Source organism: Sphingomonas sp. Leaf208 (assembly GCF_001421415.1).
In the GTDB taxonomy this organism is placed as follows: domain Bacteria; phylum Pseudomonadota; class Alphaproteobacteria; order Sphingomonadales; family Sphingomonadaceae; genus Sphingomonas.
Map to the genome: position 1 here is coordinate 486,796 of NZ_LMKH01000023.1, position 26,524 is coordinate 513,319.

The 26,524-nt window shown below is 66.1% G+C and carries 32 protein-coding genes; 12 read left to right on the top strand and 20 right to left on the bottom strand.

Annotated features, from left to right (window positions below; all coding sequences use genetic code 11):
* Positions 1-130 precede the first annotated feature (130 nt).
* The 10 genes from ASE69_RS12195 to ASE69_RS12240 all read left to right on the top strand — a co-directional run bounded on the left by ASE69_RS12195 (position 131) and on the right by ASE69_RS12240 (position 10,300).
* Positions 131-856 (top strand): endonuclease/exonuclease/phosphatase family protein, encoded by a 726-nt coding sequence (locus ASE69_RS12195; RefSeq protein ID WP_056486827.1) that lies wholly within the window; start codon positions 131-133, stop codon positions 854-856.
* Positions 857-905: 49 nt separating this feature from the next.
* Positions 906-3,194, top strand: a complete 2,289-nt coding sequence (locus tag ASE69_RS12200) for a patatin-like protein (RefSeq protein ID WP_056486830.1) — start codon at positions 906-908, stop codon at positions 3,192-3,194.
* 104 nt (positions 3,195-3,298) lie between these two features.
* Positions 3,299-3,646, top strand: coding sequence for a lipopolysaccharide assembly protein LapA domain-containing protein (locus ASE69_RS12205; RefSeq protein ID WP_056486832.1), 348 nt, complete (start codon positions 3,299-3,301; stop codon positions 3,644-3,646).
* Positions 3,643-4,317, top strand: a complete 675-nt coding sequence (pyrF, locus tag ASE69_RS12210) for an orotidine-5'-phosphate decarboxylase (protein ID WP_056486835.1) — start codon at positions 3,643-3,645, stop codon at positions 4,315-4,317. The genes ASE69_RS12205 and pyrF overlap by 4 nt, the downstream gene beginning before the upstream one ends.
* Before the next feature lie 175 nt (positions 4,318-4,492).
* On the top strand, positions 4,493-5,128 hold the full coding sequence (locus tag ASE69_RS12215) for a phosphoribosylanthranilate isomerase (RefSeq protein ID WP_056486838.1): 636 nt from the start codon (positions 4,493-4,495) through the stop codon (positions 5,126-5,128).
* A 162-nt stretch (positions 5,129-5,290) separates the two neighbouring features.
* Positions 5,291-6,532 carry a tryptophan synthase subunit beta gene (trpB, locus tag ASE69_RS12220; protein WP_056486842.1) on the top strand — a complete coding sequence of 414 codons (1,242 nt, stop codon included), beginning with the start codon at positions 5,291-5,293 and terminating at the stop codon, positions 6,530-6,532.
* Between the two features lie 124 nt (positions 6,533-6,656).
* On the top strand, positions 6,657-7,469 hold the full coding sequence (gene trpA, locus ASE69_RS12225) for a tryptophan synthase subunit alpha (protein WP_056486845.1): 813 nt from the start codon (positions 6,657-6,659) through the stop codon (positions 7,467-7,469).
* The gene (gene accD / locus ASE69_RS12230) at positions 7,466-8,317 is read left to right on the top strand and encodes an acetyl-CoA carboxylase, carboxyltransferase subunit beta (RefSeq protein ID WP_056486848.1); all 852 of its coding nucleotides are present in this window, start codon (positions 7,466-7,468) and stop codon (positions 8,315-8,317) included. The genes trpA and accD overlap by 4 nt, the downstream gene beginning before the upstream one ends.
* Before the next feature lie 118 nt (positions 8,318-8,435).
* Positions 8,436-9,755: a bifunctional folylpolyglutamate synthase/dihydrofolate synthase gene (locus ASE69_RS12235; protein ID WP_056486850.1), complete on the top strand. Its 1,320-nt coding sequence runs from the start codon at positions 8,436-8,438 to the stop codon at positions 9,753-9,755.
* A gap of 68 nt (positions 9,756-9,823) precedes the next feature.
* Positions 9,824-10,300 (top strand): DUF6628 family protein, encoded by a 477-nt coding sequence (locus ASE69_RS12240; RefSeq protein WP_056486853.1) that lies wholly within the window; start codon positions 9,824-9,826, stop codon positions 10,298-10,300.
* Here the strand turns inward: ASE69_RS12240 and ASE69_RS12245 are convergent.
* Positions 10,290-11,660 (bottom strand): AmpG family muropeptide MFS transporter, encoded by a 1,371-nt coding sequence (locus tag ASE69_RS12245; RefSeq protein WP_056486856.1) that lies wholly within the window; start codon positions 11,658-11,660, stop codon positions 10,290-10,292. The genes ASE69_RS12240 and ASE69_RS12245 overlap by 11 nt on opposite strands.
* 52 nt (positions 11,661-11,712) lie before the next feature.
* Positions 11,713-12,144, bottom strand: a complete 432-nt coding sequence (locus ASE69_RS12250; protein WP_056060487.1) for a response regulator — start codon at positions 12,142-12,144, stop codon at positions 11,713-11,715.
* Positions 12,145-12,264: 120 nt separating this feature from the next.
* Here ASE69_RS12250 and ASE69_RS22115 point away from each other — a divergent pair, with 120 nt between their 5' ends.
* Together ASE69_RS22115 and rsmD are read left to right on the top strand one after the other, a co-directional pair.
* Complete coding sequence (locus ASE69_RS22115) at positions 12,265-13,845, top strand: pseudouridine synthase (protein WP_235518603.1); 1,581 nt, start codon at positions 12,265-12,267, stop codon at positions 13,843-13,845.
* Positions 13,845-14,387 (top strand): 16S rRNA (guanine(966)-N(2))-methyltransferase RsmD, encoded by a 543-nt coding sequence (gene rsmD / locus ASE69_RS12260; RefSeq protein ID WP_056486861.1) that lies wholly within the window; start codon positions 13,845-13,847, stop codon positions 14,385-14,387. Before ASE69_RS22115 ends, rsmD begins: the two co-directional genes overlap by 1 nt.
* 33 nt (positions 14,388-14,420) lie before the next feature.
* Here rsmD and ASE69_RS12265 read toward each other — a convergent pair whose 3' ends face one another.
* From ASE69_RS12265 to rplP, 18 genes are all read right to left on the bottom strand, one after another.
* The gene (locus ASE69_RS12265) at positions 14,421-15,680 is read right to left on the bottom strand and encodes an MFS transporter (RefSeq protein ID WP_056486864.1); all 1,260 of its coding nucleotides are present in this window, start codon (positions 15,678-15,680) and stop codon (positions 14,421-14,423) included.
* Between the two features lie 172 nt (positions 15,681-15,852).
* A complete protein-coding gene (locus ASE69_RS12270; protein WP_056486867.1) occupies positions 15,853-17,199 on the bottom strand; it encodes a sensor histidine kinase in 1,347 nt (448 codons plus the stop codon).
* Positions 17,196-17,888: a response regulator transcription factor gene (locus tag ASE69_RS12275; RefSeq protein WP_056050249.1), complete on the bottom strand. Its 693-nt coding sequence runs from the start codon at positions 17,886-17,888 to the stop codon at positions 17,196-17,198. Before ASE69_RS12275 ends, ASE69_RS12270 begins: the two co-directional genes overlap by 4 nt.
* A 403-nt stretch (positions 17,889-18,291) precedes the next feature.
* Positions 18,292-18,942 carry an adenylate kinase gene (locus ASE69_RS12280; RefSeq protein ID WP_056487096.1) on the bottom strand — a complete coding sequence of 217 codons (651 nt, stop codon included), beginning with the start codon at positions 18,940-18,942 and terminating at the stop codon, positions 18,292-18,294.
* A 52-nt stretch (positions 18,943-18,994) separates the two neighbouring features.
* Positions 18,995-20,359: a preprotein translocase subunit SecY gene (gene secY / locus ASE69_RS12285; RefSeq protein ID WP_056486869.1), complete on the bottom strand. Its 1,365-nt coding sequence runs from the start codon at positions 20,357-20,359 to the stop codon at positions 18,995-18,997.
* 396 nt (positions 20,360-20,755) lie between these two features.
* On the bottom strand, positions 20,756-21,298 hold the full coding sequence (rplO, locus tag ASE69_RS12290) for a 50S ribosomal protein L15 (RefSeq protein ID WP_056486872.1): 543 nt from the start codon (positions 21,296-21,298) through the stop codon (positions 20,756-20,758).
* 120 nt (positions 21,299-21,418) lie between these two features.
* On the bottom strand, positions 21,419-21,595 hold the full coding sequence (rpmD, locus tag ASE69_RS12295; protein ID WP_055872633.1) for a 50S ribosomal protein L30: 177 nt from the start codon (positions 21,593-21,595) through the stop codon (positions 21,419-21,421).
* A gap of 6 nt (positions 21,596-21,601) precedes the next feature.
* Positions 21,602-22,396: a 30S ribosomal protein S5 gene (rpsE, locus tag ASE69_RS12300; protein ID WP_082453085.1), complete on the bottom strand. Its 795-nt coding sequence runs from the start codon at positions 22,394-22,396 to the stop codon at positions 21,602-21,604.
* Between the two features lie 3 nt (positions 22,397-22,399).
* Positions 22,400-22,756: a 50S ribosomal protein L18 gene (gene rplR / locus ASE69_RS12305; protein WP_031393749.1), complete on the bottom strand. Its 357-nt coding sequence runs from the start codon at positions 22,754-22,756 to the stop codon at positions 22,400-22,402.
* Positions 22,756-23,289, bottom strand: a complete 534-nt coding sequence (gene rplF, locus ASE69_RS12310; protein ID WP_056486875.1) for a 50S ribosomal protein L6 — start codon at positions 23,287-23,289, stop codon at positions 22,756-22,758. The genes rplR and rplF overlap by 1 nt, the downstream gene beginning before the upstream one ends.
* Positions 23,289-23,684: a 30S ribosomal protein S8 gene (gene rpsH, locus ASE69_RS12315; RefSeq protein ID WP_031393751.1), complete on the bottom strand. Its 396-nt coding sequence runs from the start codon at positions 23,682-23,684 to the stop codon at positions 23,289-23,291. Before rpsH ends, rplF begins: the two co-directional genes overlap by 1 nt.
* Before the next feature lie 10 nt (positions 23,685-23,694).
* Positions 23,695-24,000: a 30S ribosomal protein S14 gene (gene rpsN, locus ASE69_RS12320; RefSeq protein WP_056015537.1), complete on the bottom strand. Its 306-nt coding sequence runs from the start codon at positions 23,998-24,000 to the stop codon at positions 23,695-23,697.
* A gap of 128 nt (positions 24,001-24,128) precedes the next feature.
* Positions 24,129-24,692 (bottom strand): 50S ribosomal protein L5, encoded by a 564-nt coding sequence (rplE, locus tag ASE69_RS12325; RefSeq protein WP_082441396.1) that lies wholly within the window; start codon positions 24,690-24,692, stop codon positions 24,129-24,131.
* Positions 24,693-24,744: 52 nt separating this feature from the next.
* Positions 24,745-25,062, bottom strand: coding sequence for a 50S ribosomal protein L24 (gene rplX / locus ASE69_RS12330; RefSeq protein WP_056047623.1), 318 nt, complete (start codon positions 25,060-25,062; stop codon positions 24,745-24,747).
* A complete protein-coding gene (gene rplN / locus ASE69_RS12335) occupies positions 25,062-25,430 on the bottom strand; it encodes a 50S ribosomal protein L14 (protein WP_031393755.1) in 369 nt (122 codons plus the stop codon). The genes rplX and rplN overlap by 1 nt, the downstream gene beginning before the upstream one ends.
* A 163-nt stretch (positions 25,431-25,593) precedes the next feature.
* Entirely contained in the window at positions 25,594-25,866 is a 273-nt protein-coding gene (gene rpsQ, locus ASE69_RS12340; protein ID WP_031393756.1) for a 30S ribosomal protein S17, read from the bottom strand.
* Positions 25,867-25,876: 10 nt separating this feature from the next.
* Positions 25,877-26,083 carry a 50S ribosomal protein L29 gene (gene rpmC, locus ASE69_RS12345; protein ID WP_055872644.1) on the bottom strand — a complete coding sequence of 69 codons (207 nt, stop codon included), beginning with the start codon at positions 26,081-26,083 and terminating at the stop codon, positions 25,877-25,879.
* 4 nt (positions 26,084-26,087) lie between these two features.
* Positions 26,088-26,522: a 50S ribosomal protein L16 gene (gene rplP / locus ASE69_RS12350; protein ID WP_031393758.1), complete on the bottom strand. Its 435-nt coding sequence runs from the start codon at positions 26,520-26,522 to the stop codon at positions 26,088-26,090.
* Positions 26,523-26,524 lie beyond the last annotated feature (2 nt).

A 26,524-nucleotide genomic window follows, 5' to 3' on the forward strand; every position in this document is an offset into this window, starting at 1 on the left:
TCGGTCTCCGCTCCACAACGGAGGAGCGGAGACGTAATTCTTCCACAAGATCGTCAGCCCGTGCCTTTTGCATGGCGCGCGCCGTCATTCTGCAACCCGGATCGCGCCCGTCGCGTTATAGGGCCCACGCATGATCAAGGTCGCCAGCTACAATATCCACAAGGGCATCGGGCTCGACCGTCGGCGCAATCCCGAACGCGTGGTCGAGGTCCTGCGCGAGATCGATGCGGACGTGATCGCGCTCCAGGAGGCGGACCGGCGGTTTGGTGCCAAGGCCTGCGTGCTGCCGCATCACCTGCTGGAGGAGCATAGCGACTGGAAGCCGGTCGACTTCGGCCTGCGCGCGCTCAGCATGGGATGGCACGGCAACGTCATTCTCGTCCGCAAATCGGCGCGCGTGGTCGACAGCGAACCGCTCCACCTGCCCTCGCTCGAACCGCGCGGTGCTGTAATGGCCGACGTCCAGTTCGCGGGCGGCATGCTCCGCGTGCTCGGCATGCATCTCGATCTGTCCGGCTTGTGGCGGCGCAAGCAGGCCGCCGCGATCATGAACCACGTCGATACCTGTGCGCAGGCGCATCCGACGGTGATGATGGGCGATCTCAACGAATGGAGCGCGGGCGCCGGGTGCCTCCGCGATTTCGGCCGTGACTATGCGTTCGCGGAGACCGGCGCGAGTTTCCATTCGCGCCGCGCGGTCGCTCGGCTCGACCGGATCATGGTGTCGTCGGACTTGAACGTGGTCGAGTGTGGCGTCCATGCGAGCCCGGCGGCGCGGAAAGCCTCGGATCACCTGCCGATCTGGGCTATTCTGGAGCCGACAACACCGACGAACCGAACCGGCGCCACCGGATAAAACCCCGAGCGATCACACCCGAGCGATCGAGGCGGCATGAGGATGTAGAATGCGCGAGAAGGAACTGCGACTGGCGCTCGTCTGCTATGGCGGGATCAGCCTTGCGGTCTACATGCACGGCATCACCAAGGAGATCTGGCGCCTCGTATGCGCCAGCCGGGCCTTCCACGACGGCGACACGCCGAAGGGCGGCAGCGAAGGCGTGTATCACGCGCTGCTCCAGGAGATCGAGGCGCACGGCGCGATCCGAGTCCGCGTCCTCGCCGACATCATCGCGGGCGCCAGCGCGGGCGGGATCAACGGTATCTTCCTCGCGCAGGCGATCGCGACCGGGCAAAGCCTCGACCCGCTCACCGACCTGTGGATGACGTCGGCGGATGTCGAAGCGCTGATCGATACCGAGGCGGCACCCAAATCGCGCTTCTCGAAGGCGTGGGCGATGCCGCTCGCGTGGATGGCGGCGGGCCGCAGCACCGACAAAGTCGACGCGCTCGATGATCCCACACGGGAGGAGGTGCGCACCAAGCTGTCGCATTTCATCCGCTCGCGCTGGTTCGAGCCGCCGTTCGGGGGGAAGACCTTCACCAACCTCCTGCTCGATGCGTTCGATGCGATGGCGGCGAGCGAACGCGGGCCGCGCCTGTTGCCGCCGGGCCAGCCGCTCGACCTGTTCGTGACGGTCACCGACTTTTCCGGGCATCCGGAAAGGTTGCAGCTCAATTCGCCGGCCGAAGTGGTCGAGACCGAGCATCGCCTGGTGGTCGACTTCACCGACAATGGCGGAGCGTGCGATACGCTCGCACCGCCCGCGGAACTGGCGTTCGCGGCGCGTGCGACGTCGAGCTTTCCCGGCGCGTTCCCGCCGTTCACCGTCGCCGAACTGGACGGCGTGCTGAAGGATCGCGCGATCGAGTGGCCGGAACGTCCCGCGTTCCTCGCGCGCGTCCTCCCCCGTCATACGGCCGCGAACGCAGCGGAAAGCGCGGTGCTGATCGACGGGTCGGTACTGGCCAACGCGCCGTTCCGGCCCGCGCTCGATGCGCTCAAGGAACGGCCCGCGCGGCGCCAGATCGACCGGCGGTTCATCTACATAGACCCCTCGCCCGACATCAAGCTGCGGCTCAATCGCGGTGGCGGGACGCCCGGTTTCTTCCAGACGATCATCGGCGCGATCAGCGACATTCCCCGCCAGCAACCGATCCGTGACAATCTGGAGGCGATCGCCGAACGCTCGGCGCGGATCGACCGGATGCGCGGCATTCTTACCGCGATCCGTCCCGAGGTGGAGGCCGACGTCGAATCGCTGTTCGGCCACACATTGTTCCTCGACCGGCCGACCGCACCGCGGCTGATCGCGTGGCGGCGGCGCGCGCAAAAGGCGGCGGCGGCGAGCTCGGGCTATGGCTTCGTCGCGTACGGCCATCTCAAGCGCAGCGCGGTAATCGAGACGCTGGCGTTGCTGTTGTTCGATGCCGGAGAGCACCACCGGCCGCGGCGGCTGGCACAGATCCGGGCGGCGATCGTCGCGCATGTCGCCGCGTCGGGCGCCGACCTGCTTGGCTCGGGGCAGGCGGGCGGAGCCAGCGCCGCGTCGATCGCGTTCCTGCGGACCTTCGACATCGGCTTCCGCATCCGCCGGCTGCGGCTGATGGCACGGCGCCTGTCGGAGGTTGAGACCGCCGCCGACGAGCCCGAACTGGGGCCGATGCGCGACGCGATCTACGAATCATTGTCGCCGTATCTCGACCGGTTGCGCGCCGAGATGCACGCCGGGCTGCACGATGCGGTGCGGGCGATGCGCGGCGACGCGACCGCGGTGCTGGAAACGCTCGGCCGGACGTTCGACCTGGAGCGCCTCGATGCGGAAACCGACCAGCGGCTGGCGGAGGCGTTCGCCGCACTCGCCAAGCCGACGCGGCGGACGCTGTTGCTGGCGTATCTCGGCTTTCCGTATTTCGATACCGCGACCTTGCCGCTGTTGCAGGGCGAAGGGCTCGACGAATTCGATCCGATCAAGGTCGACCGGATCGCACCCGACGATGCGACCTCGATCCGCTCCGGCGGCGCCGAGGCGACGTTGAAGGGGATCCAGTTCGGCACGTTCGGCGCGTTCTTCAGCCGTGCCTACCGCGAGAACGACTACCTTTGGGGACGGCTGCACGGGTCGGAGCGGATGATCGACATCACCGTCTCGACGCTGCCGTCGACCGTCCGAATGAAGCCGGGTCGCGTCGCGGCGATCAAGCGCGCCGCGTTCCTTGCGATCCTCGATGAGGAGGAGCCACGGCTGACCGCGATCCTGCCGCTGATCGCGCAGTTGCGGACGGAAATCGGCTAAAGCCCCTCTCGCTAGGTAGAAGACTGGCCAAAAGGCGGATGTGGCGGTAGCTCTGCGTTTCCAACCGCGTTTCGACGCGATGGGGTATGATAAAGGGTCGCCGCATGCAGTTCCTGAAAATCCTGTTCTGGTGCCTGCTGGCGTTCATCGCCGCGGTCTTCACCATCAGCAACTGGAACGCCGTCCAGATCCAGCTCTGGGGCGGGCTGATCGCGGACGTGAACCTGCCGCTGCTGCTCTTCGTGACGTTCCTGATCGGGTTCGTGCCGACGATGCTCTACAACCATGCGATCCGGTGGCGGCTGCGCCAGCGGCTGTCGACGTGCGAGCGCGAGTTGCTGGACCTGCGCACGCCGCGGCCGGAACCGGTGGCGTTCGTGCCTGCAGAGACTTCCGCAACGATCGCACCGAGTGTTGTGCCGACCGCTACGCCGCCGGGGTCGCTCCCGTGAGCAACCGGATCTACGTCGCACTCGACACCCCCGACCTCGCCCGCGCCAAGGCGATGGCGACGCGCGTCCGCCACCATGTCGGCGGGATCAAGCTGGGGCTCGAATTCTTCTGCGCGCACGGCCAGTCCGGCGTGCATGCGATGGCGGAACTCGGCCTGCCGATCTTCCTCGACCTCAAGCTCCACGACATTCCTAACACGGTAGCCAAGGCGGTGCAGGCGTTGGGCGCGCTGAAGCCGGCGATCCTGACCGTGCATGCGAGTGGCGGGCGGGCGATGCTGGAGGACGCGAAGGCTGCCGCCCCGCTCGGCACGAAGGTGATCGCGGTGACGATGCTGACCAGCCTCGACGCGACCGATCTCGCCGCGACCGGGGTCATCGGCAGCGCGCACGACCAGGTTTCGCGGCTCACCGAACTCGCCTGCGAGGCGGGAGTAGACGGCATCGTGTGTTCCGGCGCGGAGGTCGCGGCGGCCAAGGCAATCTGGCCCAAGGGGTTCTTCGTGGTGCCCGGCGTGCGCCTGCCCGACGGCCAGATCGGCGACCAGAAGCGCGTCGTAACTCCGCGCCAGGCGATGGACGCCGGCGCCTCGATCCTGGTCGTCGGTCGCCCGATCACGCAGGCCGAAGACCCCGACATCGCCGCCCGCGCGATCGGCGCGACGCTTTAGCTGCACGCGTAATTCACGATCCTCACCCGCCAGGGGGAGGTGGCGCCGAAGGCGACGGAGGGGGAGGAAACGGAACGTCGGTCATCCCTTCCCGCCCCCTCCGTCAGGCTGCGCCTGCCACCTCCCCCTTGCGGGGGAGGATCGTTGGACCTCCGCGATCCGTTTAGGAAACCCCATGACCACCGCCAAGATCTGTGGCCTATCCACTCCCGCCACGCTCGACGCAGCGATCAAGCACGGGGCGAGCCATGTCGGGTTCGTGTTCTTCCCCGCCTCGCCGCGCCACGTGACGTTCGCGAAAGCCGCCGAACTCGCCGCACGCGTACCGCGGCACGTTGCGAAGGTCGGCGTGTTCGTCGATCCCGAGGACGACATGCTCGAACAGGCGGTTAGCTCGGCCGCGCTCGACGTGCTGCAACTCCACAAGGTGGCTCCAGCGCGCGCCGCCGCGATCCGCGCGAAGTTCCGGATCGAGACCTGGGTCGCGGTCGCGGTTCGTACGCGCGGCGATCTCGATGCGGCGCATGGCTTCGTCGGAGTCGCCGATCGCATCCTCTACGATGCAAAGACGCCGGACTCGGCGGCGCTGCCCGGCGGAATGGGCTTGCGGTTTGACTGGGACTTGCTCGACGGGTTCCGGCATCCGCTGCCCTGGGCGCTATCGGGCGGGCTCGATCCTGCGAACGTGGCAGAGGCCATTCGTCGGACAGGGGCGGAACTGGTCGACGTGTCTTCGGGCGTGGAAAGCGAACCGGGCACCAAGGACGAAGCTAAAATCGCGGCGTTTCTGAAGGCGGTTGCCACGCGCTAGCACCACCCCGGCGAAGGCCGGGGCCCAACTGGAAAGGTCGAGGTAACGGAGTATCCGGCTCGCCAAAAAGCCTTTCCGAATTGGGCCCCGGCCTTCGCCGGGGTGGTCTTTAGCGGAAACGGAAGGGGTGACAGCGATTTACGAAGTGCTAAACGCCCAGTCATGAACGCTCCCACCCTCGCCCCCAACTCCTACCGCGCCCAGCCCGACGAGCGCGGCCATTTCGGCGACTTCGGCGGCCGCTATGTCGCCGAGACGCTGATGCCGCTCGTCCTCGAACTCGACGAGGCGTACCGCGCCGCCAAGGCCGACCCTGCGTTCAAGGCGCAGTTCGACGATTTGCTCGAACATTATGTAGGCCGCCCGAGCCCGCTTTATTACGCCGAACGGCTGACAGAAGCGCTGCGCGAGTCCGCGCCCGAAGGCATGGGTGCGCAGGTCTGGTTCAAGCGCGACGAGCTGAACCACACCGGCGCGCACAAGATCAACAACTGCATCGGCCAGATCCTGCTCGCGATGCGGATGGGCAAGACGCGGATCATCGCCGAGACCGGCGCGGGCCAGCACGGCGTCGCGACCGCCACGGTCTGCGCGCGGTTCGGCCTGCCCTGCGTGATCTACATGGGCGCCAAGGACGTCGAACGGCAGGCGCCCAACGTGTTCCGCATGAAGCTGCTCGGCGCCGAAGTCCGCCCCGTGACCAGCGGCGCACACACGCTGAAGGACGCGATGAACGAGGGCATGCGCGACTGGGTCGCGAACGTCCACGACACCTTCTACATCATCGGCACCGCCGCCGGCCCGCATCCGTATCCCGAGATGGTCCGCGATTTCCAGAGCGTGATCGGCACCGAGGCGCGTGCGCAGATGCTGGAGCGGGTCGGTCGCCTGCCCGACATGCTGGTCGCGGCGATCGGTGGCGGCTCGAACGCGATCGGGCTGTTCCACCCGTTCCTCGACGATGCCGACGTGCAGATGCTGGGGGTCGAGGCCGCGGGCCATGGCCTCGACAAGCAGCACGCGGCGAGCCTTGCGGGCGGTTTCCCGGGCGTGCTCCACGGCAACAAGACGTACCTGTTGCAGGACGAGGACGGCCAGATCACCGAGGCGCATTCGATCTCGGCCGGCTTGGATTATCCGGGCATCGGCCCCGAGCATGCTTGGCTGCGCGATATCGGCCGCGTCCAGTATGACAGCGCCACCGACACCGAGGCGCTCGACGCGTTCCAGCTGCTGTGCCGGACCGAGGGCATCATCCCCGCGCTCGAACCATCGCACGCGATCGCGACGGTGACCAAGAAGGCGCGCGAGATGCGGCAGGACCAGATCATCCTCGCCAACCTGTGCGGCCGCGGCGACAAGGACATCTTCACGGTCGCCGAAGCGCTCGGGGTGGCGATATGATCGCACTTCTGCTCCCCTCCCGCCTGCGGGACGGGTCGGGGGAGGGCCTGTTCGCTCCTCAGACCTTGGATGTGCGGCTATGTCAGCCCCTCCCCCAACCCCTCCCGCAAGCGGGAGGGGAGCTGTGAGCCGGCTCGCCGCCACCTTCGCACGCACCGCCGCCGCCGGTCGCGCCGCGCTCGTCGCGTTCGTCACCGCCGGTGATCCGACCACCGAGGCGACCGGCCCGATCCTCGACGCGCTCGTCGCGGGCGGGGCGGATGCGATCGAACTCGGCATGCCGTTCACCGATCCGATGGCCGACGGCCCCGCTATCCAGGCCGCCAACATCCGCAGCCTCGCGCAAGGTACGCGCACCGCGGATATCCTCGCGACCGCCACCGCGTTCCGCGCGCGGCATCCGGACGTGCCGCTGGTGCTGATGGGCTATGGCAACCCGATGCTCCGGCGCGGCGCGGACTGGTTCGCCAAAGCCGCCGTTGCCGCCGGTGTCGACGGCGTGATCTGCGTCGACGTACCGCCTGAGGAGGACGATGCGCTCGGCCCGCAGTTGCGTGCCGCCGGGATCGACCTGATTCGCCTCGCCACCCCCACAACCGACGCCGCGCGGCTGCCGACCGTGCTCGATGGTGCGAGCGGGTTCCTCTATTACGTATCCGTCGCCGGCATCACCGGGCTCCAACAGGCGCAGCAATCCTCGATCGAGGACGCAGTCGCCCGCCTTAAGGCACAGACCGACATCCCGATCGCGGTCGGCTTCGGCATCCGCACCCCTGAGCAGGCGGCCAACGTCGCCCGCGTTGCGGACGGCGTCGTCGTCGGCTCGGCGATCGTCGAGCTGGTCGCGCAGCACGGTGCAGCTGCCGCCGAACCGGTCCGCGCCTATATCAAGTCTCTCGCCGATGCCGTCGCCTCGGCCCGAAAGGTCCCCGCATGAGCTGGCTCAACAGCGTCCGCAACGTCCTGCCCTTCGTTGCGAAGCGCGAGACGCCCGAGAATCTCTGGCACAAGTGCAAGGGCTGCGGGCAGATGGTCTTCACCAAGGAGCTCGAGGACAATCTGTACGTCTGCCCGAAATGCGATCATCACGATCGCATCGGGCCGAAAATCCGCTTCGCCCAGCTGTTCGACGAGGGCAGCTGCAGCGAACTCCCCGCACCCAAAGTGCCCGAAGACCCGCTGAAATTCCGCGACCAGAAGCGCTACACCGATCGCCTCAAGGCCGCGCGGACCGACAACAGTGAGCAGGACGCGCTGATCAACGCACGCGGCGCGATCGACGGCCACCGCGTCGTCGTCGGCGTGCAGGATTTCGGCTTCATGGGCGGCTCGATGGGCCTGGCGGTCGGCGAAGCCTTCGTCCGCGGCGTCGAGGCCGCGATCGAGGACCGCGTGCCCTACGTGATCTTCACCGCGAGCGGTGGCGCGCGCATGCAGGAGGGTATCCTCAGCCTGATGCAGATGCCGCGCAGCACGGTCGCGATCCAGATGCTGCACGATGCCGGCCTGCCGTATATCGTCGTGCTGACTGACCCGACGTCGGGCGGCGTGATGGCGGCCTATGCTATGCTCGGCGACGTCCAGATTGCGGAGCCGAAGGCGACGCTGGCGTTTACCGGTCGCCGCGTGATCGAAAGCACGATTCGGGAGAAGCTGCCCGAGGATTTCCAGACTAGCGAATATTATCTCGAGCACGGGATGATCGACATGGTGGTCCACCGGAAGGACCTGCGCGAGCAGCTCGGCACGGTCATCGGGTATCTCAGCGCGCGCGAGGCCGCGTAACGCACTCCCTCTCCCCTCCGGGGAGAGGGTCGGGGTGAGGGGCAGCCCAGCAGCGCCGCGCCCCGGAACTGCCCCTCACCCCAGCCCTCTCCCCGGAGGGGAGAGGGAGCCTAGAAGAATGCCCGACCACGCGACGTCCTCGTTCCCCGCAGTGCAAGCACAGCTCGACCGGCTGACCGCGCTGTCACCCGGCGCCGACATCCTCGGCCTCGAGCGCATCACCGCGCTCCTGAGCCGCCTCGGCGACCCGCACCTCGATCTCCCCCCGGTGTTCCATGTCGCCGGCACCAACGGCAAGGGCTCGACCTGCGCGTTCCTGCGCGCCGCGATCGAGGCTGCCGGGCACAGCGTTCACGTCTATTCCTCGCCCCACCTCGTCCGCTTCAACGAACGCATCCGCCTCGCGGGCAAGCTGATCGAAGACGACCTGCTCGCCGCCTTGCTGTCGGAAGTGCTCGACCAAGCCTTAGATCTGCAAGCCAGCTTCTTCGAAGTCACCACCGCCGCCGCATTCCTCGCTTTCGCCCGCACGCCAGCGGCAGCAACGATCGTCGAGGTCGGTCTCGGCGGGCGGCTCGACGCGACCAACGTCATACCCAATCCGGTCGTCACCGGCATCGCCGCGCTCGGCATCGACCACCAGTCGTTCCTCGGCGACACGCTGCTGGAGATCGCCGGCGAGAAGGCAGGCATCGCCAAGCCCGGTGTGCCGCTGGTCACGATGGACTATCCCAAGGCCCTCCGCGCGAAGATCGCTGCGGTCGCCGATGCCGCCGGCGCGCCGGTGTTCGCCCGCGGCACAGCCTGGACGAGCGAAACCGCACGCTCGACCGTCCGCTACGAGGATACCGGCTTTTCGGTCGTCACCAACCGCCCCCGCCTCGTCGGCGCGCACCAGTCGCGCAACCTTGCGCTCGCGATCGCGATGCTCCGTCACCAGGGCGCGCTGCACATTCCCCAAGCGGCGATGCGCGCCGCCGCGGACTGGGCGCACTGGCCTGCGCGGATGCAGCGATTGTCGGATGGCCCGCTGCTCGCGCGATTGCCCGAGGGCAGCGAGCTGTGGCTCGACGGCGCACATAATCCCAACGCCGCGCAACCGGTCGCGCGCTCTCTGCGGACGCTCGCCAAGGGCCGCCCGGTGACGCTGATCCTAGGCATGCTCGCGAACAAGGATGCGGACGCCGTGATCCGCATCCTGTCGCCGTCGGTCGGCCACGTCATCGCCATCCCCGTCCCCGGCCACGCCCATCACGCGCCCGAGGAACTTGCGACGCTCGCCCGATCGTTCGGAAAGACCGCTGGAACAGCCGCCACGCCCAGTGAAGCGCTAGGCTCGATCGCCGCACAAACCGACCAGCCCCAACTCGTGCTGATCGCCGGATCGCTCTACCTGGCCGGTGAAGTGCTCGCCGCAAACGACCAACCGCCGGACTGAGTCCTTATTGCTATTGACTATCAATAACCAACAGGCGACTTTGTGGGCACCACCACGGAGTCGCGTGAATGACCGATACCCGCCCCAATTCGACGACCAACTCGACGGCCGCCTCGACACAGACCATCTCCAGCGCGACCTCGCTGCTGCCCCACGCGCTACCGCCCTGTGAAAACGCGCGGATCGCCTTGTTCGCGATGCGGCGGATGGGCGCACACGGACTTGCCGACGCCCGCGCTTCGCACACGATGTTCACTGCGTTCGGGCAAGGGTTCCGTCGCCCGCTGGTGCTGCTCAGAGCGCTGATGGCGGACCTTGCCGGCACATCGGCAGGTACGATCGCGATCGCCCCGTGCTGCTGCGCACGGATGACGCCGGCGGAATCGGCGATGCTGTCGGTACTCGCGCGCGTCGAGACCGCGCCCGAGATCGCACGCTATCTGATGGCAGACCTGCTCGGCGTCCGCCGCATAGACGGCGTCCTCGCCAGCGCCGCCGCGGTCGCCGCAGCCTTCGCCGACGAGGGTCGCCCGATCACGGTGTAGCGGTGGAAGCGTCCGGGGTTTCGTCCGCCCGCGCCCGCCGGACGCTCTCGACCACGAACCCTTGCCGCCACAAGATCCACAGCAGCACTAGGCCGGGGATCGCGACGACCATCGTCAGCATCCAGAACCCCGGCCACCCGAGCGCGGTAGCCGCATAGCCGGCAGGGGCCGCCAGCCACGTCCGCCCGACCGCGGCGAACGAGGACAGCAGCGCGAACTGGGTCGCTGTGTAGGCCAGGTTCGACAGACCCGAGAGATACGTCACGAACACGGTCAGGCCAATCCCGCTGGTCACCTGCTCCGTCGCCACCGCGATCGTCAGCCACGTGTTCGAATGGCCATGCCAGGCGAGGATCACGAAGGTGAAGTTGCTCAGCATCATCAGCACGCCCGACACGAACAGCGCGCGGCCGAGGCCGAGCCACGCCATGAACGGTGCTCCGAGCGCGGTGCCGACGATCAGCCCCCAGAAGCCGACGAGCTTGTTGATAGCGATGAACTCGGTGTCGCTGAACCCGAGCTCGACGATCATCGGGTTGAGCATCCCCTGCCCCATCGCGTCGCCGAGCTTGTAAATCAACACGAACAGCAGGATCAGCACCGCACCGCGCCGCTGGAAGAATTCGCGGAACGGGCCGATGATGGTATCTTCGAGCCAGCGCCCGCCGGTCTCATGCGGCTGCTTGGCCAGCACGCGATCGTGAAGGCCTCGCCCAGCCCATAGAGCGGCGAGCGCGCCGGGAATGACGCAGAATGCGGTCAGGCCGTAGCCCAGCGCCCAGCCCAGCCCCAGGCCTTCGGACGAGGCGATCGCGATCGTGCCGACGCCTGCGGCCAGGTTGCCGAGGCGGTAGCCGAACTGGTTGTTGGCGGTGCCGTGCGGGAGTTCGTCCTCAGGCAGGATCTCGATGCGGTACGCGTCGATGACGATGTCCTGGGTCGCGCCGAGGAACGCGGTGACGATCGCCCAGAACGCGAAGACGCCGAGATGCTCCTGGGGCGCACTGAACCCGAGCATCCAGACCGATCCGAACAACAGCGCCTGGACCACGAACAGCCATGCGCGGCGCTGTCCGACCAGGCGGGTCAGCACTGGGATTTCGAACCGGTCGATGAACGGCGCCCACAGGAACTTCAGCGTGTACGGCGTGGTCAGGCCGATCGCGAACCCGATCGTCTTCTTGTCGATACCGACCTTCGACAGCCAATAGCCCATCGTCCCGAGCAACAAGGCCAGCGGAAAGCCGCTCGATATGCCGAGTAGCAACGCGGCGATCGGCCTAGGCCGAAGGTACGGCGCGAGCGTTGCTAGAACGGAACGGCGTTCGACGGGATCGGGTGCGACGGTATCGATGGACATGCGCCAACCATAGCGCGCTGTCCGAGCGAGGGAAGACGTTAGCCGACCACCGTCACGCCGTCCGCGGAAACAACGTGAACCCCGACGGCACGCGCGTCGGCTTACCACCACCGAGCATAGCCTCGATAGCCTCGATCGCAGCGATCAGGTCGCGAGGCATGTACGGCTTGGCCATGCAGCCGGCGGCGAGCGTCGTCGCCTCCACAGGGCAGCTCCCCGTCACGAACATCACTGGCACGCCGCGCGCCTGCGCCGCGCGCGCTACGTCGATCCCGGAACCGTCCGCGAGGTTCACGTCGACCAGCACCAGATCGATCACCGTATCGCTCGCAAGGATCGGCAAGGCTTCCGCGACCCGGTCGATCGTCGCGACGATCGTGAACTTCGCGTCGGTCAGGAAATATTCGGTGTCGAACGCGACCAGCGGTTCGTCTTCGACCACCAAAAGCCGGACAATCTGCCGCTTCTTCTTCCCGAACAACATTGCCGACAGGCCCCCGGACGCGAACGAAAGGTCGTTACGCTCGCGAGTTCTAACGCACCGCCGCACGAACGGTCGCAAATATTTTCGCGCTGGACGCCGATCCATAGTATCAGCCGCGCCATGACGACTTCAAAAGACGATAACCCGACTGCCAGCCCGTCGAACGACGCGCCCGCAACCTCCCCCGAAACGCCGACCGCACCAATCAAGGGCGACCGCATCGCCAAGCTGCTCGCGCGCGCCGGGATCGCCTCGCGCCGCGATATCGAGCGGATGATCGCCGAGGGCCGCGTCGCGCTCAACGGCAGCATTCTCGACACGCCCGCGACCATCCTGCGCAATCTCAACGGCGTTACGGTCGATGGTGACCCGGTCGAGGCACCCAGTTCGGCTCGGCTGTTCCTGTATCACAAGCCGACCGGGCTGCTGGTCACGGAGCGCGATCCTGCCGGCCGCACGACGATCTACGACCGCCTGCCGCGCGAACTCCCGCGGCTTGTGCCGGTTGGCCGCCTCGATCTCAACACCGAGGGGCTGTTGCTGATGACCACCGATGGCGGCCTCAAGCGCCAACTCGAACTGCCCGCGACGGGTGTCGAGCGTGCCTATCGTGCGCGTGCCTATGGCAACATCACGCAGCCGCAACTCGAGGAACTGATCGAGGGTATCGAGATCGAAGGCGTCCGCTACGGCTCGATCAACGCGAATATCGAGCGTCGCACTGGCGCGAACGTCTGGATCGAAATGATCCTGACCGAGGGCAAGAACCGCGAAGTCCGCCGCGTGCTGGAGCATCTCGGGTTGCAGGTCTCGCGGCTGATCCGCACGCGCTACGGCCCGTTCGTACTGGGCGATCTCGCACCGGGGCAGATCGGCGAGGTGCTGCAGCACGACGTCGTCGCGTTCCAGAAGGAGCTGGCGAAGGGCAAGCCCGAGGGTCCGGGTGCGCGCGCGAACATCGGGATCAGCGCGAGTGCCGGTGCGGGGGCCGGAATCGGTGCGCGGTCTAGCCAGCGTGGCAGCAATGCACCGCGACCTGCGCCGACGGCACGGCCGGCGCCGGGTGCGCGTCCGGTTTCGGGTGCGCGGCCTGCTGTTGGTGCGCGTACGCCGGTTCGCAGTCCGTATGCGGCGCCTGCAAGCTCGGGCTTTTCGAGCGGCGCGGTACCGACCGATCGGCCTTCGCGACCGGCGCGTCCGGAGCGGATCCGGCCGACCGCGGCGATGCAGCGCGGCGACGTCAACGATCCCTGGGCGCGGCCCGATACGCGCAACGCCGCGCGGCCGACGGGAACGCATCATGCGCGGCCGACGAGTGGCGAGACGTCCAAGCCCTATGTGCGGCAGGAGCGTGCGGACCGCGGCGAGGAGCTGAGCACGAACCCCAAGATCAAGCATTTCCGCGCCGCCAAGCCACCGCGGGAGCGCGCTGCGCCGTCGCGAGTCGGTGCGGGCGCTACGGTGCAGCGTCAGGAGCAACCGCGGGGCTTCCGTCCGCAGGCCGACGATACGCGGGGACGCAGTTCTCTCGACAAGCGCGCGGCGCGGAGTGCCAGCGGGCGTCCGGGTGCCGAGCCACGGCCCGTGCGATCGGAGGGTCCGGCGCGGCCTGAACGAGGCAGTCGTCCCGCAGCGCCTGGCAAGGGTCCGTCGGGAGGGCGCGGTCATCCGCCCCGTGCACCACGTGGAGGGAAGCACTGATGCGGATCATCGCAGGACTGTACCGCGGCCGTCAGATCGCCGCGCCCAAGGGTGACACCACCCGTCCCACCGCCGACCGGATGCGCGAGACGTTGTTCTCGATGCTGACCAGTCGCGTCGGCAGCTTCGAAGGGTTGGCGGTCGCCGATCTGTTCGCCGGCTCGGGCGCGCTGGGGATCGAGGCACTCTCGCGGGGTGCGGCGACGTGCATGTTCGTCGAATCGGACAAGCTGGCGGTCGACGCGCTGAAGGCGAACCTCGCCAAGCTGGAAATCCGCGGTGATGTCCGCGCGACGTCGGTGATGGCGCTCGGGCCTGCGCCGGCGCCGCTCGACGTGATCCTGATGGATCCGCCCTACAACACCGGCGCCGGATTGGTCGCGCTCGACAAGCTGTCGCGGCTGGGTTGGGTCGGATTGGCGACGTGGATCAGCCTGGAGACGGCGAAGGCCGAGATCGTCGAACTGGCGGGCTTCGAGGTCGACGCCACACGCGTGCACGGCAAGGCGCGGCTGACGCTCTTGCGGCCAGTGTCGGCGTAAAAGAATGCTCTCCCGCAAAAGCGGGAGAGCATTCTATTTGTCGGTCGTGCGGCCGAGGCTCAGCAGCCCCCCAAGGCTCAGCACCCCGGCCGCCATCAGATACCCGCCGACCAGCCACAACCCATGCGGGGCCAACGCCTCAGCGACGATCGGCGCCAGCGCACCACCCAGCACGCCGCCTAGGTTGAACGTCATCGACACGCCGGTGTAGCGCACCCCCGCCGGAAACAGGCTCGGCAGCCAACCGCCCAGCGGCCCGTACGCGAACCCCATCACGAACAGCGCGCCCGACAACCACAGCCACACCGTGAACAGCGATCCCGAGCCCAGCATCGGCCCCATCAGTGCGCCGACGCCGATGCAGCCGGCAAACCCGATTGCGAGCATCCGTGCTGCTGAATGCCGGTCCGCCAGCACGCTCGCGACGATCACGCCGCCCGCGAGGAACCAGATCGCGACGAGTTCGACGCCGAGGAACGCCTCGCGCGAATAGCCGAGCGTCTTGGTGCCGTAACCCAGCGCGAACGCGGTCGCGAGATAGAATAGCGCGAAGCATGCGATGACTCCGAACGTGCCAGCCAAGGTCGCGCGGAGGTGCTGTGTGAGAAGTGTCGCGATCGGCACCTTGGGGAGCGCCTCGGTTGCCTCCGCTTCGAGGAACGCTGGCGTCTCGGTCAGCTTGAGCCGCACCCACAGGCCAAGCCCGACCAGGATCGCGCTGAGCAGGAACGGGATGCGCCAGCCCCAGGCGATGAACTGCGCCTCGTCGAGCACCAACCCGATGATCAGGAACAGCCCGTTCGCGGCAAGGAAACCCACCGGAGCACCGAGCGGCGGGAACATGCCCCAGGTGTTCTTACGGTGCGGCGGCGCGTTCTCGACCGCGAGCAACGCCGCCCCGCCCCATTCGCCGCCAAGCCCAAGCCCCTGACCAAGCCGCATCAGGCACAGCAGCGCCGGAGCGATCCAGCCGACTTGCGCATAGGTCGGCAGGAAGGCGATCCCGACGGTCGATCCGCCCATCAGCAACAGCGATGCGACGAGGGTGGACTTGCGCCCGATCCGATCGCCGAAATGCCCGAACACGATCGCGCCGACCGGGCGGGCCACGAAGGCCAGGCCGAACGTCGCATAGCTCAGCAGCAACTGCGCCGAGGCAGACTGGCCCGAGAAGAACAGCGGACCGAACACCAGTGCCGCGGCGGTCGCGTAGATGTAGAAATCGTAGAACTCGACCGCAGTGCCGACCAGGCTGGCGGCGAGGATACGGCGGTGGGAGGCTAGCGTCGTCATGGGCACGGTCTCGCCGGGGAGGCGGTTCCGGTCAACCGATTGCGGCTTACAATCCTCCCCCGCTAGGGGGAGGTGGCGCGTAGCGACGGAGGGGGAGGACACGCAACCGAGGTTACCCTTTCCTCCCCCTCCGTCTGGCAACCGCCAGCCACCTCCCCCTTGCGGTTGCGGATCAGACTGGGAGGACGATGCGTGCGACGAGGCCCGGCGCGTTGTCGGCGAGCTCGAAATGGCCGTCGTGCAGTCGCGCGACCGCTTCGATCAGCGCCATGCCGAGCCCCGCACCGGGCGTCGATCGTGCGCTGTCGAGGCGGCCGAAGCGCTTCAGCGCCTGCGCGCGGTCGGAGGCGGCGATGCCGGGGCCGCGGTCCTCGACCTGGATCGCGACGCCGTCGGTGCGGTGGACGATCCGCAGGGTGACTTCGCCACCGCCGGCGCCGTGGCGGAGCGCGTTGTCGATCAGGTTGGTGATCGCCTGGCTGATGAGTTCGCGGTGGAGCTTCATCGGCGGCGGGCGGTCGTCGATCGCGATCGTGAAGACGAGGCCAGCGTCCTCCGCGACGGGCGCGTAGAGTTCGCCGATCTCCTCCAGCAGGTTCGCCGGCGAGACCTCGATGAAGCGATCGCGCGATACCGAGCCCGAGCGGCTGATCTCGATTACCATCGTCAGCATCCGCATCACGAGGTCGGTCTCGACCAGCAGGCCACCCAGCGCCGCTTCCCGAGCGTCGGGGTCGGCGATCAGGACCGCCTGCTCGGTCTTGGTGCGTAGGCGTGCGAGCGGGGAGCGGAGGTCGTGTGCAAGGCTGTCGGTGACGATTCGCAGTTCGGCCATCACGCCTTCGAGCTTGCCCAGCATGACGTTGAGGCGGGCGGCAAGGCGGTCGAACGCATCGCCGCCCCCCGCGATCATATCGACGCGGCGCGACAGATCGCCCTCGCCAGCCGCCTCGATCGCCTTCGCGATGCCGTCGAGACGGCGGCTGACGTAGCGCGTCAGGACCAGCCCCCCGACCACGCCGAGCGCGAGCGACAGGAACACAGCAACCGCGAGCGCACGTTCGATCGCGCGTTCCTCCGCGGCGATCAGGTCGAGATTGCGGCCGGTCAGGAGCCAGTAGCTGCCGAGCGGATGGAGCGCGTACCCCGTCTCGCGTGCGGACCAGAGTTCATCGGCGCCGAGTCGTGCGATGCGAAACTGCGTGATGCGAAGCGGGACTGCGAGGCGTTCGGGTGCAATGCCGACGACGGCCCTACCCTTCGGATCGACGACTGCGAGGACGAGCGAGACGTCGCCGGGGACGACAGCGCTGTCGATCGCCTGACGGATCGCGGGGAGGCCGCCGTTACGCCAGACCGCACGCAGGGCTTCCGATTGTTCGGTGGTCTCGCGCCGGATCGCATCGATCGCGTCCGCGCTGGTCGTTTTCCAGACGAAGCCGACCAGCGCAAGATTGGAAATCAGCGCGAGTGCGATCGAGAGCAGCGCAATTCGCGCTGTTACCGAAAGGCGAATCACCCTTCGACGGCGAGCCGATAGCCTGCGCCGCGGACCGTGTGGAGGATCGGCGTCGGGAATCCTTCCTCGAGCTTGCGGCGGAGACGGCCGATATGGACGTCGACCACGTTCGAGCCTGGGTCGAAATGGTAGTTCCAGATCTTCTCGAGCATCATCGTGCGCGTCACGACCTGACCAGCATGGCGCGCGAGAAATTCGAGAAGGTTGAACTCGCGGGCGCCAAGCGGGATCGAGCGACCGGCGCGTGAAACGGCGCGGGCGAGCAGGTCGATCTCCAGGTCGCCGACGGAGAGCTTGGTCTTTTGCGGTTCGGTCGCGGCGCGATCGGAGCGGCGGAGCATGGCCTCGATCCGCGCGGAGAGCTCGGCGAATGAGAAGGGCTTGCACAGATAATCGTCGGCACCGGCCTTGAGCCCATCGACGCGATCGTCGACGGCGGCGAGTGCGGACAGGATCAGGACGGGCGTGGCGATACCGGCAGCACGAATCGCGCTGACCATCGACAAGCCGTCGAGGCCCGGCAACATGCGGTCCGCGATAATGAGGTCGAAGATGCCTTCGCTGGCCAGGAACAGGCCGTCGCGGCCGTCTGCACAGGCTTCGATTGCATGGCCGGCCTCAGCCAGGCCCTTGGCAAGATAGGCGGATGTCGAGGCGTCGTCCTCGACGATCAGGATCTTGCGGCTCAACGCGGTATCACCTTCCCTGCCACCGATTTCGGTCACCATCTCCTGCCCTTATAAACGGAAAGGCCGGCGGAAAGAACCCTTCCCGCCGGCCCCCACGGTACCCCCGGGAGTGACGGGCACCGATCTCTGGAAACTCATGCGGCCGTTGCTGGCCACGTGGTCGTTCTAGGATCGGGCGGGGGTCAGGGCGATGACCGAGGGGTGACAATTTCGTCATGTTGATGTTGTTGTGGGGCGCGATACGAAACCGTCCGGGAAATCTACCCAAACCCTACCCCGTCATCCCGGCGAACGCCGGGACCCATGGTTGCGGAGTGGGTAGTGGTCGTGCGCCATCACATGGTCCGCCGTATCCGTGGGTCCCGGCGTTCGCCGGGATGACGGAGAGGGGGGCGGAACGCGCTTACTTTTTGTCTAGAATCGCAGCGATCGCCGAGCCGACGTGCGCGATGTCGGCCATGCCGTCGACACGGTGGACCAGGCCTCGTGCGTCGTAGATCGGCAGGATCGGTGCCGTCTTCGCGCGGTATTCGGCCATGCGGTTGTGAACCGTTTCCGCGTTGTCGTCGGGACGGCGCTTGAACTCGGTCGAGCCGCAGACGTCGCAGACGCCGGCGACGACCGGCTTCTTGTAGCGATCGTGATAGCCCGTGCCGCATTTGGCGCAGGTGTAGCGGCCGACGACGCGGTCGATCAACGCGGCCTCGTCGACGCCGAGTTCGATGACGTAGTCGAGCGTCCGGCCACGATCCGCGAGCAAACCGTCGAGCGCCTCGGCCTGTGCGGCCGTACGCGGATAGCCGTCGAAAATGACGCCGTTCGCCGTGTCCGGCTGATCGAGACGCTCACCGATGATGCCCGACACGATCTCGTCAGACACCAGACCGCCGGACTCCATCACGGACTTCGCCTGGAGGCCGACCGGCGTTCCGGCGGCGACCGCTGCACGCAGCATGTCGCCGGTCGAAAGCTGCACCATGCCGCGCTCGCTGACTAGCGTGGCGGCTTGCGTGCCCTTGCCCGCGCCGGGCGGTCCAAGAAGGATGATATTCACGAAACGCACTCCCCTCGTTCGTGCAGGATTTTTACGGCGTTAGACCCGCAGCTTAACGAAGTCGATTGCCCTTGAGCTTCGCCTTCTTGATCAGGTCGCCATATTGGTGCGCCAGCAGGTGCGACTGGATCTGGGTCACCGTGTCCATCGTCACGTTGACGACGATCAGCAGGCTCGTGCCACCAAGGTAGAACGGGATCTGCAACGCGGTCACCAGATATTCCGGCAACAGGCAGATGATCGTCAGATACGCCGCACCGATCACGGTGATGCGCGTCAGCACGTAATCGAAATAGTTTTCGGTGTTCTTGCCCGGGCGGATGCCGGGAATGAACCCGCCATTGCGCTTCAGGTTGTCGGCGGTTTCCTCGGGGTTGAAGACGACCGCGGTGTAGAAGAACGAGAAGAAGATGATGCCGGCGCCGTAGAGCAGCATGTACACGGGCGAACCATGCTGAAGGTACTGGTTGAGGGTGATGACGAAATCACCCCACTTCGATTCACCTGCGACACGCTGACCGGCGAACTGCGAGATCGTCAGCGGCATCAGCAGCAGCGACGACGCGAAGATCGGCGGGATGACGCCGGCGGTGTTGATCTTCAGCGGCAGGTGGCTGCGATCGGCCTGCATGCCGCGCTGCGTCTGGCGCTTGGGATACTGGATCAGGATGCGGCGCTGCGCGCGCTCCATGAAGCAGATGAAGAGGATCAGCACGACCACCGCGACGACGATGCCGATCAGCTTGATCGGATCGAGCGAGCCCGAACGGCCGCCTTCGAGCAGGTTGACGAGCGTGACGGGGAGATGCGCGACGATGCCGGCCATGATGATCAGCGAGACGCCGTTGCCGATACCGCGGCTGGTGATCTGCTCGCCGAGCCACATCAGGAACATCGTACCGCCGATCAGCGAGATGACCGCGGCGACGCGGAACATCATGCCGGGCTCGATGACCGCCTGGATGCCTTGTGCTGCACCAAGCGTCTCAAGGCCGACGGCGATGAAATAGCCCTGCACCGCGGTCAGCCCGACGGTGCCGTAGCGCGTGTACTGGTTCAGGCGCTTGCGACCCGATTCGCCGTCCTTCTTGATGGCGGCGAGCGTCGGCGACAGCGAGGTCGCGAGCTGCACCACGATCGAGGCGGTGATGTAGGGCATCACGCCGAGCGCGATCAGCGACATGCGGCTGAGCGAGCCACCCGAGAAGGTGTTGAAGAAATCGAGCACGCCGCCCTGCGTCTGCTGCGAGAGCAGGCCGAGCGCGGTCGGGTCGACACCCGGCAGGGGGACATAGCTGAGCAGGCGGAAAATGATCAGCGCACCGATCGTGAACCACAACCGCTTCTTGAGGTCGGTCGCCTTCGCGAATTTCGAAAGGCTGATGCTTTGCGCCATCTGGTCGGCTGCGGATGCCATGCGTGTGATCGTCCTGGAAACAAAGAAGGCGGGATGCGTTGTGACCGCCCCCGCCGCTCATATAGGCGCACGGGCGCGCTTGTCTAATGGCTAAGGCGGATATGGATAGGTGGCGGGACCACCTCGTCAATTGATTTACCCTGCCACATCGGTCGCACCCGGACCAATTAACCCATTCCGTTCGTCCCGAGTAGCCGTCGAGCTTGTCGAGACGGCGTATCGAAGGACTGACCCGCTTGGGTCTTGTACCTCGATACGAGTTCTCGACTGCGCTCGACCTCTACTCGGCACGAACGGGATGGGGGAGAGATCGTATAGGTTGCCGCGGCGGAGCGACTAAGAGGGACTTAACAAAAAAGGGAGGGAGCGCACTCGGCACCCCCTCCCCCATCAAGGTCAGGCCTTGAACGACGCCTTGTGCGCCGCACGCTCCTTGTACTTCACGCCCTTTTTGGCGGCAGCCTTCTCGGCTGCGGGCACGAAGTGGATCACCTCGACCTTGCCGCCGATCTTCTCGACCGCTTCGATCGCGCCCTTGGACGCGCCGTCGACGGTGAACGAGAGGACCGTGGTGAGCTCGCCCTTGGCGAGGAGGCGGACGCCGTCCTTGCCGCCGCGTGCCAGGCCAGCGGCCTTCAGCGCGTCGTGGTCGAGCGTTGCATTGGCTTCGATCTTGCCGGCATCGACCGCGAGCTGGATCGCGCCGATGTTGACCTCTGCGAAGTCCTTGCGGAAGATGTTGTTGAAGCCGCGCTTAGGCAGACGCATGTGCAGTGGCATCTGGCCGCCTTCGAAGCCGGCGATGGACACGCCCTCGCGGCTCTTCTGGCCCTTCTGGCCGCGGCCTGCGGTCTTGCCCTTGCCCGAGCCGATGCCGCGTCCGACGCGCATCTTGGACTTACGGGCACCTTCGTTATCGCGGAGTTCGTTGAGCTTCATGGTAATGCACTCGCTTTCGCTTGTTACGCGCTGGTTTGAAATCGCCGGGTTCGAATCCGGAAATAAGGAAGGGGGCCGTTAGCCCCCTTCCCGGTATTTGTCACTAGGTAGCGTGAAGGCTCAGCCTTCGACCGACACCATGTGCTGCACCTTGCGGATCATGCCGCGGACCTCTGGGCTGTCTTCCAGCTCGCGGGTCTTGTGCATCTTGTTGAGACCGAGACCGATCAGCGTTGCGCGCTGATCCTTCTCGCGGCGGATCGGCGAACCGGTCTGCGTGATCTTGATGGTTGCCATGATCGCTTACTCCGTGATCGCAGCTGCATCGGCCTCGGCGGTCTTCGAACCACCATGGCCGAGCAGGTCGGCGATCTTCTTGCCGCGACGCTGTGCGACGGCCTTGGGCGAGGTCTGCTCGCCAAGGGCCTCGAACGTGGCGCGGATCATGTTGTAGGGGTTCGACGTGCCGACCGACTTGGTCACAACGTCCGCAACGCCCAGCGATTCGAAGACTGCGCGCATCGGGCCACCGGCGATGATGCCCGTACCCTGAGGTGCCGACCGCAGCGTGACCTTGCCGGCACCGAAGTGACCGTTGCCGTCATGATGCAGCGTGCGACCGTCCTTCAACGGAACGCGAACCATCTTCTTCTTGGCAGCAGCCGTCGCCTTCGAGATGGCTTCCGGCACTTCGCGTGCCTTGCCGTGACCAAAGCCTGCACGACCCTTGCCGTCGCCGACGACGACCAGCGCTGCGAAACCGAAGCGCTTACCGCCCTTGACCGTCTTCGAGACGCGGTTGATGTGCACCAGCTTCTCGATCAGCTCTTCGCCGCCATCGTCCGCACCCGGACGACCGCCACGATTGTCGCGACCGCGACCGCCGTCGCGACCACCGCGGTTGCCGCCTGGGCCACCGCTGCGGTTGCCGCCGGGACCACCACGACCACCGCCGCCGCCGCCACCGGGACCGCCGCGACCGCGACCGCCACCGTTGTTGCCCTGGTAGCCAGTGCTCTGCGGAACATTCTGACCCGTGACGTCCTGTGCGGTCGTCTCGGGAGCGATTACTGCCGGCGTGTTGTTTTCGTCAGCCATGTCTTAGAACTCCAATCCGGCTTCGCGCGCGGCATCGGCAAGAGCCTTCACGCGACCGTGGTAGAGGAAGCCGCCGCGATCGAACACGACCTGGGTCACGCCCGCTGCCTTGGCAGCCTCGGCGACGCGCTTGCCGACCGAAGTCGCCGCGTCGATGTTGGCGCCGGACGTGCCGCGCACGTCCTTCTCCAGCGTCGAGGCCGATGCGACCGTCGTGCCGGCGGCATCGTCGATCACCTGAGCGTAGATGTGCTTGCCCGAGCGATGCACCGACAACCGAGGACGGGTGCCTGCACGTGCGCGGAGCGCAGTACGGTTGCGGCGACGCCGCTTGGCGAAAAGAGAAAGTCCCTTGGTCATTACTTCTTCTTCCCTTCCTTGCGGAAGATGAACTCGCCGTCGTACTTGATACCCTTGCCCTTGTAAGGCTCGGGCTTGCGCCACTGACGAATTTCCGCGGCCAGCTGACCGACCATCTGCTTGTCCGAACCCGAGATCTCGATCGTCGTGTTGTCGGGGGTCTTGACTTCGATCCCCTCCGGAACGTCGATGTTGACGTCATGGCTGTAGCCGAGCTGCAGCTTGAGGTTGCGACCCTGCGCCGCGGCACGATAGCCGACGCCGGTGATCAGCAGCTTCTTGGTGAAGCCTTCCGACACGCCGGTGACCAGGTTCTGCACCATGGTCCGCTGCATGCCCCAGAACGCGCGAGCGCGCTTGGTGTCGTTGGCCGGCTGCACCGAAATGCCGCCGTCTTTGATCGTGTAGCTGATCTCGTCGCGAAGCGGCATCTTGAGGGTACCCTTGGGGCCCTTCATCGTCAGCTGCTTGTTCTCGATGGTCGGCGTGATGCCTGCCGGTACGGTGACCGGCTTCTTACCAATGCGGCTCATCAGAACACCTCCGCGAGGACTTCGCCGCCGACGTTCTGCTCGCGTGCTTCGGAATCCGACAGCACGCCGCGGGGCGTCGAGACGATGGTGATGCCGAGGCCGTTACGGACGCGCGGGAGTTCCTGCGAGCCGGAATAGACGCGACGGCCGGGCTTCGAGACGCGCGCGACATGCTTGATCGCAGGCTGGCCCTCGAAATACTTCAGCTCGATGCGAAGGCCGGCCGCGGGGCCCATCTGCTCTTCGCTATAGCCACGGATATAGCCTTCGCGCTGCAGAACGTCGAGCACGCGGACGCGCAGCTTCGACGCCGGCGTGAGGACGGAGTCCTTCTTCGCGCGCTGGCCATTACGGATACGGGTGAGCAAATCACCCAGGGGATCGGTCACTGCCATGATTTAGTCCTTACCAGCTCGACTTCGTGACGCCGGGGATGAGGCCCTTGTTGGCCAGATCGCGCAGCTGAATACGGCAGAGCCGGAACTTGCGGTAATAGGCGCGCGGGCGACCGGTCAGTTCGCACCGGTTACGGATGCGGGTCGGGTTCGCGTTACGCGGCAGTGCCGCCATCTTGAGGCGAGCGATCAGACGCTCACCATCGTCGAGCGTCTTGTCCGCTGCGATTGCCTTCAGTGCCGCGTACTTCGGGGCATACTGCTTGACCATGCGCTTGCGGCGCTCGTTCTTGTTGACTGAACTCAGTTTCGCCATCGACTTAAGTTCTTTCTTTGCTAGCTCCCCTCCCGCTTGCGGGAGGGGTTGGGGGAGGGAAGGACCAACGCCCGTTAGGCGCGAGGCCCCTCCCCTGACCCCTCCCGCAAGCGGGAGGGGGACTTAGATTAAGCTGCCTTCTTCTCGTCGGCAGCGTCGTCTTCGATCGGGAACGGGAAACCGAACAGGCGGAGAAGCTCGCGAGCCTCGTCGTCCGTCTTTGCGGTCGTCGTCACGATCACATCCATGCCGCGGACCTTGTCGACCCGGTCATAGCTGATTTCTGGGAACACGATCTGCTCCTTGATACCGCAGGCGTAGTTGCCACGGCCATCGAAGCTCTTCGGGTTGAGGCCGCGGAAATCGCGGACGCGGGGAAGAGCGATCGTGATGAAACGGTCGAGAAACTCGTACATGCGCTCGCGGCGAAGGGTGACCTTCACACCGATCGGCATGCCCTCACGCAGCTTGAACTGCGCGATCGACTTCTTGGCCTTCGTCACGACAGGCTTCTGACCGGCGATCAGCTCCATTTCGGAAGCAGCCTGGTCGACCTTCTTCTTGTCCTGCGTGGCTTCGCCGACGCCCATGTTCAGCACGATCTTGTCGAGCCGGGGGATCTCCATGACGTTCTTGTAACCGAACTTCTCGGTCATCGCCTTGATGATCGTCTCGTCGTACAGCTTGCGCATGCGCGCAACGTAGACGGCCTCGGTGCCGGTGTTCTCAGCGCCAGTGTTCTGATCAACCATTGATCTTCTCCCCGGTCTTGACGGCGACGCGGACCTTCTTGCCGTCCTGCTCCTCGAAGCGGACGCGGGTCGGCTTGCCGTCGGCGGTCACGTGCGCGACCTTCGAAACGTGCATCGGTGCTTCCTTGCGGATCAGGCCACCCTGCGGGTCACCCTGAGTCGGCTTGGTGTGGCGCACGGCGATGTTGACGCCCGATACGACGACCTTGTCGGTCTTCGGCATGGAGACGGTGACTTCACCGGTCTTGCCCTTGTCCTTGCCGGACAGGACGATGACCTTGTCACCCTTCTTGATACGCTGCGACGCCATTACAGCACCTCCGGCGCAAGGCTGATGATCTTCATGTGCTTCTTGCCGCGCAGCTCGCGAACGACTGGGCCGAAGATACGGGTGCCGATCGGCTCCTCGTTCTTGTTGACCAGCACCGCGGCGTTGCCGTCGAAGCGAATGACCGTACCGTCTGCACGGCGGATATCCTTGGCGGTACGCACGATCACCGCGCGGTGAACGTCGCCCTTCTTCACACGGCCACGTGGCTGCGCTTCCTTGATGCTGACGACGATGATGTCGCCAACGCCTGCAACACGACGCTTGGAACCCCCAAGCACCTTGATGCACTGCACCCGCTTCGCGCCGCTGTTGTCAGCGACGTCGAGATTGGACTGCATCTGGATCATGGATCCGTATCCCTTCTCTGTCTCTGGGGTCGATACCGACCGAACCCCGCCTAAAAAATCACCCCGCCACGGACGAACCGCAGCGGGGAGGAGCGGCCGCTTAGCCGTTCCAGTTTACGAAAACAAGAGTGCAGGGAGTTGCCCCCCTGCCCTTGTGTTTGATTCAGCCCTCGGCCGAAGCCCGCTCCGGCGTCGCGTGGGTGTTGACCCGCTCGATAACCTTCCAGGTCTTCAGCTTGGAGATCGGTGCGGTCTCTTCGATCCGCACGGTCTCGCCCTGCTTGAACTCGTTGCTCTCGTCATGAGCATGATACTTCTTCGAGCGACGGATGATCTTCCCGTAGAGCGGGTGCTTCACCTTACGCTCGACGTTCACGACCACCGTCTTGTCGCCCTTGTCGGACACGACCAGACCGGTCAGCACGCGCTTCGGCATGATACGTTCCTTACTTCGCGGCTTCAGCGCTGGTGCGCTGAGCCTGCAGGGTCTTGATGCGAGCGATGTCGCGGCGGACCTCACGAACGCGGCTCGGCTTTTCGAGCTGGTTCGTGGCGGCCTGGAAGCGCAGGTTGAACTGCTCGCGCTTCAGTTCGCCGAGCGACTCCGACAGCTGGTCGTCGCTCTTGGTCTTCATGTCGTCGATACGAGCCATGATCTTACTCGCCTCCCAGATGCGAGGTGTCGCCCAGGCGGGCAACGACCTTTACCTTGATCGGCAGCTTCATGGCCGCCCGCTCGAACGCCTCGGCGGCGATCTTGCCGTCGACGCCGTCGAGCTCGAACAGGATCCGACCCGGCTTGACGCGAGCGGCCCAGTATTCCGGCGCGCCCTTGCCCTTACCCATGCGGACTTCGGCTGGCTTTCCCGAGACCGGAAGGTCTGGGAAAATGCGGATCCACAAACGCCCCTGGCGCTTCATGTGACGCGTGATCGCGCGGCGGGCCGCCTCGATCTGGCGTGCAGTGATCCGGTCGGGTTCCATCGCCTTGAGGCCGTAGGAGCCGAAATTGAGCGAGAAGCCACTCTTGGCGTCGCCCGAAATCTTGCCCTTGAAGGCCTTCCGGAACTTGGTCTTTTTTGGTTGCAGCATGT